The organism is Flavobacterium sediminilitoris (genome assembly GCF_023008245.1).
GTDB classification, from domain to species: domain Bacteria; phylum Bacteroidota; class Bacteroidia; order Flavobacteriales; family Flavobacteriaceae; genus Flavobacterium; species Flavobacterium sediminilitoris.
Window position 1 is genome coordinate 2,935,191 of record NZ_CP090145.1, and the last position, 18,388, is coordinate 2,953,578.

Sequence of the window (18,388 nt, forward strand, 5' to 3'; positions counted from 1 at the left end):
TAGCAAAATTCTGAGCACAAACCTAACTTAGCAATTGCTACAAATGGCTGTTACCCGACGTTTTTAATCATTTCGTATATTCTGTTTTCTGCTTCTTTTTTTAAAATTCCGTTATAATAATCTCTTACAAATGGATGATCAAAATCTTTGTGAGGAAAAATTTCGGGTCTATCATTTCCTTTTTTTGTCATTACATCGCAAGGAATTGAAGACGTATCTCCATATTCAGCAATATTGCTACATAACCAACCAAAATAGCCAGTTTCGTGATTAGGATTATTGAAGTTAACTTTATAGTCTGAATAGTTTTTTTCGCTTAAAGAAACCCATAAACCATATTCTAGGTTTTCGCAAGTATCATTAACTTTTTGAGTTAATGTTACTCTTATAAATCGGTCAGTTTGGTCTTCATAATGAATTTCACAAAAGTCGGTTTCCAATTTTCCAATTTCGGATTTTTCGTTTTCCGAAAGATTGTGATAATTTACAGGTGAATTAAATGCCAATGCTGGCCATTCGGCATGTGTTTTTTCACATTCAGAGCATTTAAATTCTGTTGATTTATTTTTCTTTCTTTTCCAGAACATTGTTAAATTATTTGAAAAAATAGATATAAGTTAAGAACTAAACAAATTCCGAAAGCTCCTAACATAATTTTTGTCAATATATTTCGCCAACTTTTATTGAAAAAACAGAACCCAACGCATAAAATCCCAATTCCAAACAGCCATTTTGAATATTTCAATTCTGGTGGGTCAAAACTAGTTTCAGTCAAAAAATTATTGTGATTGTAATATATCAATACAAAATCAAGAATTCCTATAATCAGAAGTATGTATTTTGTTCTAGTTTTCAATTTTTGTCAAATGTTGGGTAACGATCCGCGGCTATAAGTAGTGGCGATGAGCCAAGACCAAGCCAAAACAAATATAACGCAAACTTTTGAATTTTCAGAAACCCGAGCACTTTGTGCGAACTGGCGTAGCAAAATTCGGAAGTTTGCCCTTGCCTGAGCCATTACTTTTAACTGCTGTTGTAACTAGTATTTTATCTTTTTAAGTTAGCCATAAATTTTTCGGATAATTTAATGTCTCTTAATAAAAAAAGACCTAAAATATAATCAACATTTTCATATTTATAGTTTAGTCTTTTCAGATTGAAATTAACATTTTCTTTTTTCCAATCAATTTCGTTAATGACTTGAGGATTTGAATTGTTTTTTTCATAATTAAATTTACCAAGTTCTGCAATTAAGTTTTCTCTAACTTTTTCAAATTCTGTGGTTTCAAAGCTATCTTTTGTCAGTGGATTACCAAAATTTATTTCAATTGCCATTAATTTATTTTCAAAGTAAACAAGATTAATGTTGTTTATTTCGATAGTCCCGATTTTAAATATTTCATTCCCAATATAAGTATATGAAATAATTCCATCTTTTTTAGACCTTTCTTCTATTCAGTTGAATTTTCATAGCTTGAACCAAATTTAAATTTATCTAAAATATCTGATGTTTTTGTTTGACAAACACAATTAATACTTATTAGCATTGTTATGAAAAGAATACTTTTTTTCATCGTTTTTTTATTCTCCACAATGCATTATTCTTTGTCTTTCTTCAAAGTGTTTTAAAATAATTCCACTTACTGGATTTATATGCAAAATTTCTTCATCAGAGAAACACTTTTCTTTGTAAAGAGTATTGAATATAATCCAATGATACTCCTTTGTTTTAGTGTCAAATTCTAGCCTTCTTGAAAATGGTTCAACAGGGGTTTTCAAGTTTTGTTTCTTAACGATGCTATCAATCTTATTTTCGGATAACCAGTCAGAAGGTTTGTTTTTTAAAAGAAATTTAGGAATTTGGTCAATGTAAACTCCTCTAATTAAATTCAGGTTTGAGTCCAATTCTACATAAACAGTTTTTGTTGTGTACGGATATTTAAAATCAGGATGATTTAACACAAAATTTATATGTTTCCCATCGATGAATTTTCCTTTCGTTTTTCTCCCTTTGCTAATATCTTTCCATTTATATTTTCCAAAGTTAGTTTGGTATTTATAGTCAGAATTTGCTCCAAGTTCAAAGTATTTAAACAAGGAATCTCCAACCGCTTCTTTCAAATATAGTTCGGCTTTTTGAATTACTTCCGAAGTTGGATAAGACTGTGAAAAAGAGGATTGACAGATGAATGTTAAAATGAAAATTGTTAATATTCTATGCATTTCTCAAATGTGTGGCAACGTTTTGGTGCTTTTGGCAGTTGCGTAAATTTAATACAAAATATTACAAGTACAAAACTCCTCATGGAATTTTCGGAGACTCGAGCACTTTGTGCGAACTGGCGTAGCAAAATTCTGAGCACAAACCTAACTTAGCAATTGCTACAAACGGTGGTTGTGCGTTCGTTTTTTATTCATTTATAGATTCTATTTCACCAGTTTCGTATAATTTTTCAATTAAAGATTTAAGTTGTTGCCAATTAATTCCTTCTATTTCTTTTTTGTATTTTTCAGTAGATTTCATGTAAGATAAAAGAAACCAAGAATTAATTTGTCCAAATTCAGGTTGATTACTTAGGACAACTTCAACTTGTTGTTTATGTTTCTTATTATAAAATCCACATTCACAACCATGAAAAGCGTAATTCCAGCGTTTAGAAAGTTCACCATTTATTGGTATTTCTTCGTTATTTCTTGAAATTAATTTTTCATAATCTTTTTTATTTTCAATATCAAGCCCATATTTTTCTGCAAGTTTACGCATCAATTTTTTTCCGTCACTTCTATAATCAATTATGGCTTCTTTAACAACATCAAGTTTTATTTTGATATTGTTATTTTTAAAGAATTCCAACCAATTTTTTATTGTTTTTTTGATGTATATTTTTTGTTTAACGGTTTTCCGAAAATGAAGCACAACTAGTTTATAAACGCACAAATCAAACTAGTTTTATCCCTAATTGGCATGTTATGCGTATGTTTTTGTTTGAATTTATGCGTATAATTTTTAATTATGTAATTCAAATATAAAAATATTTGCTATATATCGAATGGATTGATAATGTTTTTCAATGATGTGCTGCTGACGTGTGTGTATCATTGTTGCTTTTGGACTACTGTTCCCTAATAAATCTTGAATTTAGCGCAAATCAGTTCCGTTTTTACTTCGGTTTCTTGTATAATTTTAAAAAAAGCTTAATTGCATTTATAAATTGTCTTTGATAAGGGCTCAAAAAATTATTGTTAATAATAGATTCAATAGTTATTGTGGACGGTTGTTAGTAGACAATTTTATTTTTAGGAAAAGTTGTGACAATTTTTTTTTGTTTTTTTTGTTTTGTCACAAATCTGTGACAATTCATGTTCATGAAAATAATTTTGTCACAGATTTGTGACAAAACTTTTTTAAGTTAACTATTTTGTCACAGCTTTTGATTGGATATAATTTAGTAGCATCTAACTTATATAGTGAAAAGAACATTATAACTAATGCATCAAAAGCTTATTCAAAATGAAACCTATGCCAAGAAAATGGTTCGATTGCGAAGTCAAATAGTAGAACCTGCTTATAGGAATACTAGTAAATTTTACAAATATGAAGCGAGTCAATACAAAAGGTATTAAAAATGCAAACAAACATGTACTCATGGCAAGTTTAACCTATAACTTGAAGAAATATTTACGTTTTACCATCTAAAAACCAAGTGTTTTAGCCCAAGTTATTTCCTTAAAACAAGAGAAATACCTTCTCTCTATAAAAACGATGTTTTACAACTTTAAAAACACGATTGTAAGCTATTCTAATAGTAGCATTTGTATGGCAACTAAAAAATAACCTCCTTTAAATTGCTTTAAAAGAGGTCAAAATTTATGATTTAAAAAAAATAAGGGTTGTGTAACAGCTACCGGTGTTGTATGATGGGGCTATTTTAAATTAAAAACCCTATTTATTTTTACTTTATACAAGCTAAAACTTTAGAAGTTTTCAGTAAGTGCTAAACACAAAATATTTCAACTAGTTAAAGTAATTTTTAGAAATATATCTTTAACTAAAGATTTTAGTCTTAAAATTGTAATTAAGATTTTGCTTATGTAAAGTAAATGTTGCAGAGAATTAATTTATCTCATAGTTCTCTTAGATATATCCTCGTTATATTTTAATACAAATAAGTCAATCTTATCTTCAACTAAATTACCATCTTTATCTATAACATTATTTTCAATCAAGAATTTAACTCTTTGCTTCCAAGAATCGAAAGGTTGAGCTACTTCTAGTTTTTTATTATATTTTATAAAAAATATTTTTAAATAATCATCATCACGAGTTTCTCTAGTTTCGTTATCGTGATAAAAAATAAAAATTTCTTCATCATTTGTATTTAATCCATATAAATGAATTTCACCACTGTAATTTTTTAATTCATAATTCATAATTTCTTTATCATCTAAAATCAACTTGTTTTTTTTAAGTTTTACATTTTGAGAAAAAACTGAATAATTAATTGATAATAAAAGCAATAATAATAATTTTAATTTCATCTTGTTTTATTTAATTTGTGAGTATTTAAAATCTACTGATACAGTAAATTTTATAGTTACTAATAGATTAATTACTTTAATTTGCTAATTTAAAAATATTTTTGAGAAAAATATAAAAGCTAACGCGAAATTTTTTTGTTAACGATTTTCAAGGCACTATTATATGACGTCCAAGCCGACTGTTGGGAGACCGTCGTGCGAATACAACAATATTTTCACGACGGTCGAGCGAAGTCGAGCCTGACATTGGGAGAAAGAGTCCTAAAGGGCGATTTTTCCCAACTAGTTTATAAGCGCACAAATCAAACTAGTTTTATCCCTAATTGGCATGTTATGCGTATGTTTTTGTTTGAATTTATGCGTATAATTTTTAATTATGTAATACAAATATAAAAATATTTGCTACATATCGAATGGATTGATAATGTTTTCCAATGATGTGTTGCTGACGTGTGTGTATCATTGTTGTTTTTGGACTACTGTGCCCTAATAAATCTTGAATTTAGCGCAAATCAGTTCCGTTTTTACTTCGGTTTCTTGTATAATTTTAAAAAAAGCTTAATTGCATTTATAAATTGTTTTTGATAAGAGCTCAAAAAATTATTGTTAATGATAGATTCAAGAGTTATTGTAGACGGTTGTTAGTAGACAATTTTATTTTTAGGAAAAGTTGTGACAATTTTTTTTTATTTTTTTTGTTTTGTCACAAAACTGCGACAAAATAATTTTTATGAACATGAATTGTCACAGATTTGTGACAAAACTTTTTTAAGTTAACTATTTTGTCACAGCTTTTGATTGGATATAATTTAGTAGCATTTAACTTAGCAAGTACACACCAAACTGAAAATCCGTGAGGATTTTCAGAGAAGTAGGTGAGAACAAGCAATTACTTATAGCCATTGTTGTGTGCCGTTTTTTTTCTCTGTTTATATTTTCTTTTTGTACGGATTAATTTATATCTAAAATCATCGTAAAATAAACTAATTAATAAAATTATTGCTCCAAAAATCAGAGTGTTTAATTTTAAGTTAAGTCTTGAGTAAAGATAACCACCTATTATTCCTCCAAGAAAGAAGAAGCAAATTATATAAATCCGCAGTTTTATTGTCGATTTAATTTTTTCACTATTCGGATGAGATTCAGGAAAGAAAAGTTGCGATAGTTCAATTCCTAAATCTGTGAATAGTCCTGTCAGATGTGTTGTCCTTACGATAGCATTTGAAATTTTTGTCACAAAAGAGTTTTGAAGTCCCATTGCAAAAAGTAGCAGGCAAACAACTAAATCAGGGTATTTTATTTCTCCAGTATTGCTTAAGATAGCAATTGATAATAAAATCAGACATTCAATTATTGTTGGTAAAACAAAAACATTAAGTTTTCTATTTTGCTTGAATTTTTCGATTAGGAAACTTGATAAAAAAGAACCAAAGAGAAAGGAAAAAATAAAAAGAAAGTAAACTGTTCCTTTCCAAAATTCGAAATTTGAAACATCACTAATAAAAAGAGCAAAATGACCAGTTACATTGGTTGACAATTGTTTAAAAGCTAAAAAACCTGTAACATTCACAATTCCAGCGACAAAAGACAAAATCGTAGCAATTCGCAGATTGTGTTTTAAAGTTCTGCTTTTGCCTTGATGTCTAAACATTTTATTTCCATTTAGTTTGGTTTTTCAAATTGCACGCAACTAGTTTATATACGCTATTCTATTTCGCTTATCGCATGCTATATTGTTGTATATGCAATACAGAGTACCATTTTCATATACTCTCAAATATACTAAAAATACATTATAAGTCATCAAACGGGCTTTTAATTTTTTGAATAGAATTGATACTTACGTGAGTATATATTTCGGTAGTCTGGCTACTGCTATGCCCTAAAAATTCTTGTATATAACGTAAGTTGGTTCCGTTTTCTAGTAGGTGTGTTACATAGCTGTGACGCAGCCATTTAATGTAACGGGTTTGTTAATTTTGGCTTCTTTTGTTGCTTTTTTTATAAGTGGGTTTACCTAAATAATGTCCTTCAAGAAGATAGGTTTTGGGCTTATGTATTTTATAATACTCGGTAAAAGTTCAAGTATTTTTGGACTTAACGGAACAATTCTGTCTTTTTTTATTTGGCTTTTTATACGAAAATAATGCTTTTTTTAAATCAATATTTAATATTTTTAATGTCAATAATTCGCTCGACGCCATATTTGAGAACGAAAAAGTCCGGTTTGTATATACACAAACCGGACTTTTAAATATATTGTTTCTTGTTTTCTATAAGTGAATTACTTCTCCATAAGCATCGGCAACAGCTTCCATTACTGCTTCACTCATTGTTGGGTGAGGGTGAACAGCTTTTAAGATTTCGTGTCCTGTAGTTTCTAGTTTACGTGCTACAACTGCTTCTGCAATCATATCAGTAACTCCAGCACCTATCATGTGACAACCTAACCATTCGCCATATTTAGAATCAAAGATTACTTTTACAAATCCGTCTGGTGTTCCAGCTGCTTTTGCTTTTCCTGAAGCTGAGAAAGGGAATTTACCTACTTTGATTTCATATCCTTTTTCTTTAGCTGCTTTTTCGGTTAATCCAACAGATGCAATTTCTGGAGTAGCATAAGTACAGCCTGGAATATTTCCATAATCTAATGGTTCAACATGTAAACCAGCTATCTTTTCTACACATAGGATTCCTTCGGCAGAAGCAACGTGTGCTAATGCTTGTCCTGGTGTAACATCTCCAATTGCATAATATCCAGGAACGTTTGTTTGGTAGAAATCATTTACTAAGATTTTGTCTCTGTCTGTAGCAATTCCTACTTCTTCTAGTCCTATGTTTTCAATATTTGTTTTGATTCCAACCGCAGAAAGTACAATATCAGCTTCTAAGATTTCTTCTCCTTTTGCTGTTTTAACGGTTGCTTTTACACCTTCTCCTGTAGTGTCTACTTTTTCTACAGATGAGTTTGTCATTATTTTGATTCCTGCTTTCTTTAAAGAGCGTTCAAATTGTTTAGAAATATCTTCATCTTCAACAGGAACTACATTTGGCATAAATTCTACAATAGTTACTTCTGTACCCATTGCATTATAAAAATGCGCAAATTCCACTCCAATGGCACCAGAACCTACTACAATCATTTTTTTAGGTTGTTCTGCTAGTGTCATTGCTTGGCGATAACCGATTACTTTTTTACCATCTTGTGGTAAGTTTGGTAATTCACGAGAGCGAGCACCTGTAGCAATGATAATATTATCAGCAGTATATTCTGTTACTTTTCCATCAGCAGTTGTAACGGCTACTTTTTTACCTGGTTGTACTTTTCCAAAACCATCAATTACATCGATTTTGTTTTTTTTCATTAGGAATTGTACTCCTTTGCTCATACCGTCAGCTACGCTTCTTGAACGTGCTACTACTGCCGAAAAATCTTTATCTACGTTATCTACTTTTAATCCGTAGTCTGAAGCGTGTTTAAGATAGTCAAAAACTTGTGCCGATTTTAATAAGGCTTTTGTTGGGATACATCCCCAGTTTAAACAAATTCCACCTAAATTTTCTTTTTCAACAACGGCTACTTTAAAGCCTAATTGTGAAGCTCTAATTGCTGTTACATATCCTCCAGGACCACTTCCTAAAACTATGATATCGTATTTCATTTCGTTATTTTTTAACTTTTAGTATCAGTTTGCGAATTTAAGGAAATTTTTTAGAATTTTTTATTTTGTTTTAAGTTAACTGCTAACAGAAGTTTGATATTTGTTTGTTAAGTATGTAATATACCGAACTAAAATTATTCATACTTTATATATTCTGGTTTTGATAGTTGAAAAGTAGGCATTTGTATTTCTGTGTTGTCTATTGCATTTGTTTTGAATAAATTTTCACCTTCAAATGGGATAGAAGGGTAGTAGGCAAAAGAGATTTGGAAGCTATTAAAGACTAAATAGTCATTGTTTATAAGTACGCCTATTGCTACTTTAGAGTATGTTTTACTTTTTAGAAATGACTTTGAATTATCGGTTAATGAGCCTAGCGATAGGTTCATGTATGGACTAAAACGGAATCCTATCCAGCTTTTAGGAATATAAGTTTGCGTTTGTAGTGTTAAGAGCCATTTTTTTGTTCCTGTAATACGCGATGTGAATTTTCGTAAACCATAGTCTCCATCTAAATTTAGTTTGTCTTTTTCTGAAGGGTTTCGGTTATTCCCAATGATGAAATAGGGTACAATAAATTGACGTACTTTCCAACTACCAATATGCCATAGTGGACTTAAATAATTGAATCCAATTTTATAAGCTAATTGATTTGTGTTACCATTGTTTAAAAAGCTTCCCCATTCTGAAAAGCCGCTTAAATATCCAAAATTAAATTTTTTACCATAGGAAATTTTAGCACCAATATAAAAATTATGAGTATCGTTTCTGTCTTGATATCCTAATGTAAGTGCATAAGTATAGCCATAAGGAACATCTTCTATAATATCATAGTTATAGATAAATGTGTCTTGATAATATCTTTGTGAAGAAATACCAATATGTGCTATAAAGTTTTTTGAATTGCTAAAATAGTGATAGGGATCTAAAAAGGTAGGAGGCCCTTGAGTGTATTGCTTATTATTGTAAGTGAATGCTGCAATTAAATTTTTTGTCTTGTTTTTATATGTTTTTTCTTTATTTAGTTTAAAAGCTCTTCCATACCAATATTCTTGATATTCTGATTTTACTGGGCTTGTGTTGAGTGTGTCTGCAATATAAAAATATTCAGTTGCTAATCTGTTTTCAAAATAAATACCACCTGCGTTTTTGGTTAAAGGAGAAAAGAAGGGACGTGATAGTCCAACACTACGATTGCTATCTCCATTAAAATCGTTTTCATAATTTAAATTTAATGAGATATAAGTTCTTCTAATATTATTAATATTATAATTGGTACTTATGGCTTTCTCATTGGTATCAATTTTCTTTTTGTAATTAGCAGAAATTTGATGACCTATTCCTAAAACATTTCTTTCAGTTAGTTTTGCATTCCATTGATTTGTAGAAATATTTCCCGATGGAATCAACGTCCATGAGTCTAAAACTCTAACAGCAATGTCAATGGAATCATTAGCTTCATCAATAGGAATTGGTGAAATAATTACTTTTCTAGCATAGCGTTGGCTACGAATTAAACGTTCTGATTCTGTTAAAAAAATACTATCGCAAATATCATTTTGTTTAAAAAGCAATAGGTTTTTAATAGTCTGTTCTCGTGTTTTAAAATGCAAACTATTTCCAATTTTATCTATTTTCTTTTTAGGTTTTTTAGCACTATCCTCTACAGAATAACCAAAAGGGTCTAATGTTTCTATATAAATATTACGAATGATTTTTCCATTGGCAATATTATGTTTGATATTATTATTAGAGGTTTTAGTTTCTTTTTTTGATTCCTTATTGATTGCTGAAGCTTTAAAAATCAGGTCGTAAACCCATTTGTTTACTTTTCCTTTTTTAGAAATTTTGTGTGCTTTTTTGTATAGTGCTAGTGAATCTTTTTCTGTTTGTGTGCTTTTTTTTATGGTATCGTTTGTTTGCGCAGAACAAATATGAAATGTGCAGAGCATTAGAACTATAAAAAAACAATGCTTCATAATTGTTCTTTAAATTACTTTTGTTTCAAACTGCGCTTCATAAAGGTTTTTATAATATCCGTTTTCTAGTTTTAATAATTCATTGTGAGATCCAGATTCGACTATTTTTCCTTTATCCATTACAATAATTTTATCTGCTTTTATAATAGTTGCTAAACGATGCGCTATTACTATTGAGGTTCTTCCTTTTGTAATTTTTTCGGTTGCTATTTGTATCAATTCTTCCGAATAGCTATCAACTGAAGAGGTTGCTTCGTCTAATATAAGAATACTTGGATTACTAACGTAGGCTCTCAGAAAAGCGATTAATTGTCTTTGACCAGATGATAGCATTACACCGCGTTCTTTTACATTATAATCATATCCATTTGGTAAACTCATAATAAAATTGTGAACACCTATTTTTTTAGCAGCAATTAATACATCTTCTCTGGTTATTGAAGAGTTGTACAAGGTAATATTGTTATAAATTGTATCGGCAAAAAGGAAAACATCTTGTAAAACAATGGCTATTTGTTTTCTTAAACTATCTAATTTATAATTTTTAATATCAATTTCGTCTACACAAATAGTTCCAGAATCAATTTCATAAAATCGGTTTAATAAGTTAATGATTGTTGATTTTCCTGCTCCTGTGCTTCCTACAATTGCAATGGTTTCTCCAGAACGAACGTTCAAATTAACTCCTTTTAATACTTCTTCACCTTTTATATAGCTAAAACGGATGTCTTTAAATGAAATATTTCCTTTAAATTGAGTAGCATCTTTGGTTCCCTTATCTTGAATTTGACTATCTGTTTCTAAAACCTCAAAAACACGTTCGGCAGCAATAATCCCCATTTGCATTACATTAAACTTATCGGCTATTTGACGTAATGGATTGAATAACATAGAAATTAACATGGTATAGGCAAATAAGTCTCCGAAAGTTGTTGCAGAGTTTCCACTTAAAATATCTAATCCACCATACCAAACTATAGCTCCAAGTGTTAATGATGAAACAATATCAGCAATAGGGAAGAAGATGGAGTTATATAAGATGTTTTTTAACCAAGCTTTATTGTGTTTTTGATTAATTTCTTTGAATTTTTCAGCTTCAATAGTTTCACGATTAAAAAGTTGCACAATCTTCATACCTGTTAATCGTTCTTGTACAAAAGTATTTAAATTGGAAATTTGATTTCGCACTTCATTGAATGCTACTTTCATTTTCTTTTGAAAAATATTAGTAGCGTAAATTAAAATTGGCATGGCCAAAAGTACGATAAGGGTTAATTTCCAGTTCATATATAGCATAATACCAAGAACCACAATCATTTTTAAAATATCACTTACAATCATGAAAAGTCCTTGACTAAAGATACTAGCAATAGATTCTATATCTGAAACAGTTCGTGTAACAAGTTTTCCAACAGGCTCGGTGTCAAAATATTTCATTTTGAATGAGGTAATATGTTTAAAAAGTTTGTCTCGAATGTCTTTTATAATATCTTGGCCTAACCAGTTTGCCCAATAGGTGAAGTAGAATTGTGAACTTACTTCAAGAATTAATACAAGACTCATTAAAATAATATAGTATAATAAGCCTTCTGCATCATGATTTTTCAAGTAATCATCAACAGTTTGTTTTAATAGATAAGGTCTTATTGCAGCAAAAATGGATAATAGAATAGCCCAAACAATAACCCAATTAAACCTTTTTTGATATGGTTTTGAATATTGTAGTACTTTTTTTAATGATTTGGACTTTATTGCACTCATATTTTTATTTTCACTACTGAATTTTTTATTCTTTTCTGTTTTTTTAATTGCTTTTCGGCTTAAATATATGGATATTTTACTTTTACTAAATATAATCCGTGTGCAGGAACTGAAAAACCAGCTTCTTTTCTGCTTTTACTTTCAATTATTGCTTTAAAATCGGTAATAGAAACTTTTCCTATTCCTATGTTTATCATTGTTCCCACAATCGCTCTAACCATGTTGCGAAGAAATCGATCTGCTGTAATTGTAAAGACTAAATGATGTCCGTTTTGTTGCCAAAAAGCTTCAGAAATTTTACAATTAAAAGTATTAACATCGGTATGTACTTTTGAAAAACATTCAAAATCTATATATTCAAATAGAATTTTACAAGCCTCATTCATTTTATTTACATCAAGTGTATTGTAGTAATGCCAACTTCCTTCGTGTAAAAAAACGTCTTTAAAAGTATGTATATAATATTCATAAGTTCTACTTATGGCATCAAAACGAGCATGAGCATCATTATGAACCTTAAAAATAGTATAAATGACAATATCTTTTGGTAAGTATGAATTTAGTTTTTTTATCCAAAAAGCCGTATCAATTTCATTGTCATAATCAAAATGTGCATACATTTGTTTTGCATGAACACCGCTGTCAGTTCTGCCAGCTCCAACAATTTCTATAGTGGTTTTAAATAATAGATTTAAGGCTTTGTCTAGTGTTTCTTGTATAGAAATAGCATCAGGTTGTTTTTGAAACCCAAAATAATTTTTCCCATTATACGCGAACTCAATAAAATATCTCAAGATAGGTTTATTTTTAGCAAAGCCACAAAGTTACAAAATTCCAATTCCAAAAATCAATTTATAAATCCCAAACTTTGTTAAGAAAGTATAAAATTTTGTACAATTGAATTACAAACAATGTATTATTTTTGCTAGATGAGAAAAATACTATTACTTTCAGATACCCATAGTTATATAGATGATCAGATCATGAAATATGTTCGTCAAGCAGATGAAGTTTGGCATGCAGGAGATATAGGAGATTTGATAGTAACAGATACTATTAAAAAAGAGAAACCTTTACGAGCTGTTTTTGGCAATATAGATAATCATGAAGCTCGGAAAGAGTTTCCTTTGCATAATAGGTTTATGTGTGAAGGAGTTGATGTTTGGATTACTCATATAGGAGGTTATCCAGATAAGTATAATGTTGAAGTAAGAGAGGAAATAAGAAAAAATCCTCCAAAGCTTTTTATTTGTGGACATTCGCATATTTTAAAAGTGATGCCTGATAAAAAATTGAATTTGCTACACATGAATCCAGGAGCAATAGGCAAACATGGATTTCATCAAATACGAACAATGTTGCGCTTTGAAATTGATGGTGATAAAATTCAGAATTTAGAAGTGATTGAAGTAGGGAAGAAGTAGTAATTAATTTTTGTTTGTAAAAGCAAAAATGAATGTTTAATTTTTCTAAATTTTTTTCTATATTTGACATGCTTCATAGTTACTATTTCGCATAGCGACAATTTTAAATTTTAACTATGAATACAGACTTAATAAAACAAAAGAGTAAAGCTAAAAAATATTCTGAAGCTCTTAATCTTTTATTAGAACACACCCAAGAGGACATTATTAAAAGTAATCTTCTCGATAATTTATTATTTAATTATTTTTCGAAAGAGGAAGTACATTCTGAAACACTTGAAATAAAATTATCAGAATTATTTCCTGAAAACTTTGTAAAAGCTGTTAGAACAACCCAAGTTTTTCTTGATACTAATCGATTAACTTTTTTTAAGAATCTTCCATTATTACAAAAGTTCATGGAACATTTAATGTTATGGGAAAATCTTCAAAAAGAGGAGCTCAAACTGTGGAATACTATTTCAAAAGAATCATCTGAATTATTTAAATTTGAAGTAGATTATGTTTTGTCAGAAGTTGTATTTTGGCTTGAAAATGAAAGATATTCGGATAATTCTCAACAAAAGCTAACTAAATTAGGCACTATTTATAATTTTTTTATAGAATTCTATTTGCATTCTGCAAAAGAACCTGTAACCATAGCGGCAGAAAATTTCAATCAAACTTTTCACAAATTAGTATTAGAAAAAATAAAAAGTAATAAAATAATTGATCCCAAAATCCATTCTATTTTAACAGCTATTAGGCATTGGATCTCATTTAATGAAGATGTATTGCAAGCATATTGCTTTGATTTAGAAATTAATCCATTAATTGAAAATGATTGCCTTTACTTTGTTCAAAATCCGAAACATTATTATAAGTGGAAACTCGATGGATTACGATATAATAAAGTCAGTTTTGATTACCAATTAAAAGCGAAAGAAGCGATTTCAAACCTGATTATCCAAAATAAATTGATAATTCCAGGGAAAACCGAATCTGATTTTGAGATGAATTTTGATGCTGCCGTCAAGTTGAAAAAAATTGAACTTTTTCTGCACGATGCAACAATTCCTAATTATATACATAATGGAAAAAAAATAAGCATAGATAGGATTTTTCATGGTATTATTACTGATGCAACTCATAAATTATATCGATATGAAAATAATATTGAACAATTTAAAAGCGTCAGTACCGATTGGTTTGATAATTATTTAAAAATAATAGCACTTTCAGTAAAAAATAAAATAGAAATACTTCCCTATGTATTAATAAAAAAAGAGACTTATGTAGCGCTTGTTAAAGAGGTAACAGGTATTTCTGAAGAAGACACTTCGCTTTCATTCGACATACTGTCCTACAAAACAAATAAAAAGAAAGGCTTTAACCGGTTTAACATCAAGTATAACGTTTGGACTAAACCATTTTTTAAAATGGGTAGTTCCTTTTTTTGTCCCATGCTTTTTTTTGCAACTAATGATTGGTTTTTTGCGGCTACACAAATGGCTATTCAGCATTTAAATTGGAATTTTTCAGAAAGAAAAAGTACAGCAACTGAAATGGAAATATATTTAGGAGATAAGTTTGAACAAAAAGGATACAAAGTAAAAGTAATAGAAGACAAAGAAGCAAAATTGGTTAAAGGAGATGTAGATATTATAATTGAAGACGCAAACACAACGCTATTTGTGCAATTAAAAAGGACTTATTTCAGGTTGTTGACAAAAGACGCTTTTAATGAATCAGTACAATCCGATAAGAAAGCTAGTCAACAATTGAATGATGCTGAAATATCACTTAAAGAAGAAAATAATATTTATAACTTGAAACAAAAACCTGTTAAATGGATTGTTTCTACTTCTTTTGAAGGTATAAATACAAATATTAAAGGCTGTAGAAAGATAAACTATTTTGATTTGCTTTTTGCTTTAGAAAATAATAAAATAAAATCATTAGCAGAATTAATTGCTCATCTTGAAAAAGACAGAAATATGATTAGTCTTGATGATTTAGAAAATAATTTAGATGTTTTAAAAGATTTTGGCTTACCATTAGAGCTTAAAGAACCAGAAACTTTCAAAAAATGTCTATATTGTTTTAAAAAAGACATCAATTACCTTGAAATGTTAAATAAAGGAATTTCATTATATAACAAGAATGATATTAAAGCAATAAAGATACTTGAACAGTGTGCAAAGATTAATGAGAATGATGTTATTGTTTATGCGACTTTGGGTAATTGCTATGCTAATTTAAAAGAAGTCACTTCTATGAAAAAGGCATTTGAAAACGCATTGGCAATAATTCCAAATGATCCTTATGTAAAAAGAAATTATGCTTTGGCTTTAATTGAAAATGAAAGCTATTATGATGGATTAATCAAACTATTAGAACTAATAGAAGACTATGGTTATATTGAAGATGTTCTTTTTATCTTTAAGAATAATTTTTCTACTTATAAAAATAGACTTACTATTGAAGAAAGAAAAGCAATACAAGAACGATACAATTTTATTTAAGTATATTGAAATAACTACAAGTATAAAAATAAAAATCCGAATCAATTAAGATTCGGATTTTTAACGCACTAATAAACTAAGATGTTAGGTTTATCGCAATCGATCCACAGATTTTACGAGATCTTCGTCCTTTTTAATTGCTCTGTTTGCCAGAACAAGTAAAACGATAGAAATGGCAGGAAGTACAATCCCAATACCTTTCTCTGAAACTTCCGTTTCTCCAGATAAGCTTAGTGTTCGATACACAAAAAATCCTAGTAAAATAAAGTTTAATATTATTGACAACCTGTTTAAAACAAATTGTGTTTGTCTTTTTTTATAACTAAATATACTAATTAGGGTTAACAATGATATTGATCCAAATAAAACCATATATGATACAGACGAAGTAAAGTATACGGCAACTTCATTTTCTGCTTCTTTCCACAAAGGGAAAAAGAAAGGGAGTATTGCTGTCATTGCAATACTAATAATCAAATATAAAGTTTGAATTCTTTGAATCATTTATTCTTACTTATTAACAAAGCAAAAATAGTTTTTCTTTTTTTAAAAAACTATTGTTTTATTCAATTTTATTCGTATTATTGCATAGTACAAGCGTAAGTACTTCATTCTACGATTTGTATAATCTCAAAAAAAATCTCATTATTTTTTTGTTAACCTATCAAAAATAATTTATTCATTATATATCCATGTTTGATATTGAAGTATTAAAAGAGATGAAACTCTCTGACTTACAAGAAATTGCAAAAGTTGCAAAAGTTAAAAAATATAGAACACTAAAAAAAGAAGACCTTATTTATCAAATTTTAGATGTTCAAGCGGCTAACCCTGATACAATTAAGGCTGAAGATAGCTTTAAAAAGGAAGTAGAAGCCGATACAAAGCCTAAAAGAACTAGGGTTTCAACTACTAAAGTAGAGAAGAAAGTTCAGCCAGTTAAAGAAGAAACTCTTTTCTCAGAAGAAAAAGAAATTCCTGTAAAACCAATAGCTAAACCAATTCCAAATAAACCTGTTAAACAGGCTCCTGCTAAAGTAGTTAAAGAGAAGCAAGCTCCTATTGCTAAAGAAGAAGTTTCTAAAGAGGTTGTAGAAAAGAAAGATAATCCCAAAGAAGTATTATCAGAAGCAACAAAACAAAGCACTCCAGAAACACCATCTGCTAAACAAAATTTACCTCAAAAAAATGTAAATCATAAAGCAAATCAGAATAATCCAAATCATCCTGCATATAAAAAGCCAAATGGTAATAATGGAAATTCAAATCCTAAAGCAAACTTTAGAGAACCAGATTATGAATTTGATGGAATTATTGAAAGTGAAGGTGTTTTAGAAATGATGCCAGATGGTTATGGTTTTCTTCGTTCATCAGATTATAATTACTTAGCTTCACCAGATGATATTTATTTATCAACTTCTCAAATAAGATTATTTGGATTAAAAACAGGAGATACAGTAAAAGGAGTAGTACGTCCTCCAAAAGAAGGAGAAAAATATTTCCCATTAGTTAGAGTCTTAAAGATAAATGGTCATGATCCTCAAGTTGTTCGTGATAGAGTATCATTTGAACACTTAACGCCTGTTTTTCCTAAAGAAAAATTTAGACTAGCAGAAAAAGGAAGTACATTGTCTACTCGTATTATTGATTTGTTTTCTCCAATAGGAAAAGGACAACGTGGAATGATTGTTGCCCAACCTAAAACAGGTAAAACAATGTTGCTAAAAGATGTAGCAAATGCAATTGCAGCTAATCATCCAGAAGTATATATGATTGTTTTGCTAATTGATGAAAGACCAGAGGAAGTTACAGATATGCAACGTAGCGTTAAAGCAGAAGTTGTAGCCTCTACTTTTGATAGAGAACCACAAGAGCATGTGAAAATTGCTAATATCGTTTTAGAAAAAGCAAAGCGTTTAGTAGAATGTGGACATGATGTTGTAATTCTTTTAGATTCAATTACTCGTTTAGCAAGAGCTTATAATACGGTACAACCTGCTTCAGGAAAAGTGTTGAGTGGTGGAGTTGATGCAGGAGCTTTGCAAAAACCCAAACGTTTCTTTGGAGCTGCTCGTAATGTAGAAAATGGAGGTTCTTTAAGTATTATTGCAACTGCACTTACAGATACTGGTTCTAAAATGGATGAAGTTATCTTTGAAGAATTCAAAGGAACAGGTAATATGGAGTTACAATTAGACAGAAGAATTTCTAATAAACGTATTTTCCCAGCAATTGATCTTGTTTCGTCTAGTACGCGTAGAGATGATTTACTATTAGATGATAATGCTATTCAAAGAATGTGGATATTACGTAAATATTTAGCAGATATGAATCCTATTGAAGCTATGGAGTTTATTGAGAAAAGAATTAAAACTACTCGTAATAACGAAGAGTTTTTAATTTCAATGAATGAATAGTTAAAAACAGATTTACTATATAACAAAAAAGTTGTGATTTTATAATCACAACTTTTTTGTTATATATGCTTTTAAAAAACAGAGATAACAAACCTGTTATCT

15 protein-coding genes and 1 pseudogene are annotated in these 18,388 nt (G+C 29.3%); 4 read left to right on the forward strand and 12 right to left on the reverse strand.

All coding sequences use genetic code 11. The annotated features are described in order from the left end of the window. Positions 1 to 50: 50 nt before the first annotated feature. The 4 genes from LXD69_RS13425 to LXD69_RS13440 all read right to left on the reverse strand — a co-directional run bounded on the left by LXD69_RS13425 (position 51) and on the right by LXD69_RS13440 (position 2,854). Complete coding sequence (locus LXD69_RS13425) at positions 51 to 587, reverse strand: DUF2199 domain-containing protein (RefSeq protein WP_246915789.1); 537 nt, start codon at positions 585 to 587, stop codon at positions 51 to 53. 460 nt (positions 588 to 1,047) lie between these two features. Continuing rightward, entirely contained in the window at positions 1,048 to 1,335 is a 288-nt protein-coding gene (locus LXD69_RS13430; protein WP_246915790.1) for a hypothetical protein, read from the reverse strand. Between the two features lie 246 nt (positions 1,336 to 1,581). Then, positions 1,582 to 2,223 carry a hypothetical protein gene (locus LXD69_RS13435; RefSeq protein ID WP_246915791.1) on the reverse strand — a complete coding sequence of 214 codons (642 nt, stop codon included), beginning with the start codon at positions 2,221 to 2,223 and terminating at the stop codon, positions 1,582 to 1,584. 187 nt (positions 2,224 to 2,410) lie between these two features. Then, complete coding sequence (locus LXD69_RS13440) at positions 2,411 to 2,854, reverse strand: DUF6896 domain-containing protein (protein ID WP_246915792.1); 444 nt, start codon at positions 2,852 to 2,854, stop codon at positions 2,411 to 2,413. A gap of 618 nt (positions 2,855 to 3,472) precedes the next feature. Here LXD69_RS13440 and LXD69_RS18110 point away from each other — a divergent pair. After that, positions 3,473 to 3,835 (forward strand): annotated as a pseudogene (locus LXD69_RS18110) (transposase); the annotation flags it as partial. Positions 3,836 to 4,119: 284 nt separating this feature from the next. Here the strand turns inward: LXD69_RS18110 and LXD69_RS13445 are convergent. From LXD69_RS13445 to truA, 7 genes are all read right to left on the reverse strand, one after another. Continuing rightward, positions 4,120 to 4,539, reverse strand: a complete 420-nt coding sequence (locus LXD69_RS13445) for a hypothetical protein (RefSeq protein WP_045967037.1) — start codon at positions 4,537 to 4,539, stop codon at positions 4,120 to 4,122. Between the two features lie 889 nt (positions 4,540 to 5,428). Then, entirely contained in the window at positions 5,429 to 6,190 is a 762-nt protein-coding gene (locus tag LXD69_RS13450; RefSeq protein ID WP_045967038.1) for a YoaK family protein, read from the reverse strand. Positions 6,191 to 6,332: 142 nt separating this feature from the next. After that, positions 6,333 to 6,500 carry a tyrosine-type recombinase/integrase gene (locus tag LXD69_RS18095; RefSeq protein ID WP_369793052.1) on the reverse strand — a complete coding sequence of 56 codons (168 nt, stop codon included), beginning with the start codon at positions 6,498 to 6,500 and terminating at the stop codon, positions 6,333 to 6,335. Between the two features lie 312 nt (positions 6,501 to 6,812). Further along, the gene (lpdA, locus tag LXD69_RS13460; RefSeq protein WP_246915793.1) at positions 6,813 to 8,201 is read right to left on the reverse strand and encodes a dihydrolipoyl dehydrogenase; all 1,389 of its coding nucleotides are present in this window, start codon (positions 8,199 to 8,201) and stop codon (positions 6,813 to 6,815) included. 134 nt (positions 8,202 to 8,335) lie between these two features. Next, positions 8,336 to 10,153: a BamA/TamA family outer membrane protein gene (locus LXD69_RS13465; protein WP_246915794.1), complete on the reverse strand. Its 1,818-nt coding sequence runs from the start codon at positions 10,151 to 10,153 to the stop codon at positions 8,336 to 8,338. Positions 10,154 to 10,189: 36 nt separating this feature from the next. Next, the gene (locus LXD69_RS13470) at positions 10,190 to 11,941 is read right to left on the reverse strand and encodes an ABC transporter ATP-binding protein (RefSeq protein WP_045967045.1); all 1,752 of its coding nucleotides are present in this window, start codon (positions 11,939 to 11,941) and stop codon (positions 10,190 to 10,192) included. Between the two features lie 59 nt (positions 11,942 to 12,000). Beyond that, positions 12,001 to 12,735, reverse strand: coding sequence for a tRNA pseudouridine(38-40) synthase TruA (truA, locus tag LXD69_RS13475; protein WP_045967046.1), 735 nt, complete (start codon positions 12,733 to 12,735; stop codon positions 12,001 to 12,003). A 135-nt stretch (positions 12,736 to 12,870) separates the two neighbouring features. Between truA and LXD69_RS13480 the strand changes: the two genes are divergently transcribed. Beyond that, positions 12,871 to 13,365, forward strand: a complete 495-nt coding sequence (locus LXD69_RS13480; protein WP_246915795.1) for a metallophosphoesterase family protein — start codon at positions 12,871 to 12,873, stop codon at positions 13,363 to 13,365. Between the two features lie 116 nt (positions 13,366 to 13,481). Beyond that, positions 13,482 to 15,869: a hypothetical protein gene (locus tag LXD69_RS13485; RefSeq protein WP_246915796.1), complete on the forward strand. Its 2,388-nt coding sequence runs from the start codon at positions 13,482 to 13,484 to the stop codon at positions 15,867 to 15,869. A gap of 90 nt (positions 15,870 to 15,959) precedes the next feature. Here LXD69_RS13485 and LXD69_RS13490 read toward each other — a convergent pair whose 3' ends face one another. Beyond that, positions 15,960 to 16,373 (reverse strand): DUF4293 domain-containing protein, encoded by a 414-nt coding sequence (locus LXD69_RS13490; RefSeq protein ID WP_246915797.1) that lies wholly within the window; start codon positions 16,371 to 16,373, stop codon positions 15,960 to 15,962. 188 nt (positions 16,374 to 16,561) lie between these two features. Here LXD69_RS13490 and rho point away from each other — a divergent pair, with 188 nt between their 5' ends. Beyond that, positions 16,562 to 18,286: a transcription termination factor Rho gene (gene rho, locus LXD69_RS13495; RefSeq protein ID WP_045967053.1), complete on the forward strand. Its 1,725-nt coding sequence runs from the start codon at positions 16,562 to 16,564 to the stop codon at positions 18,284 to 18,286. The last annotated feature ends 102 nt before the right edge of the window (positions 18,287 to 18,388 follow it).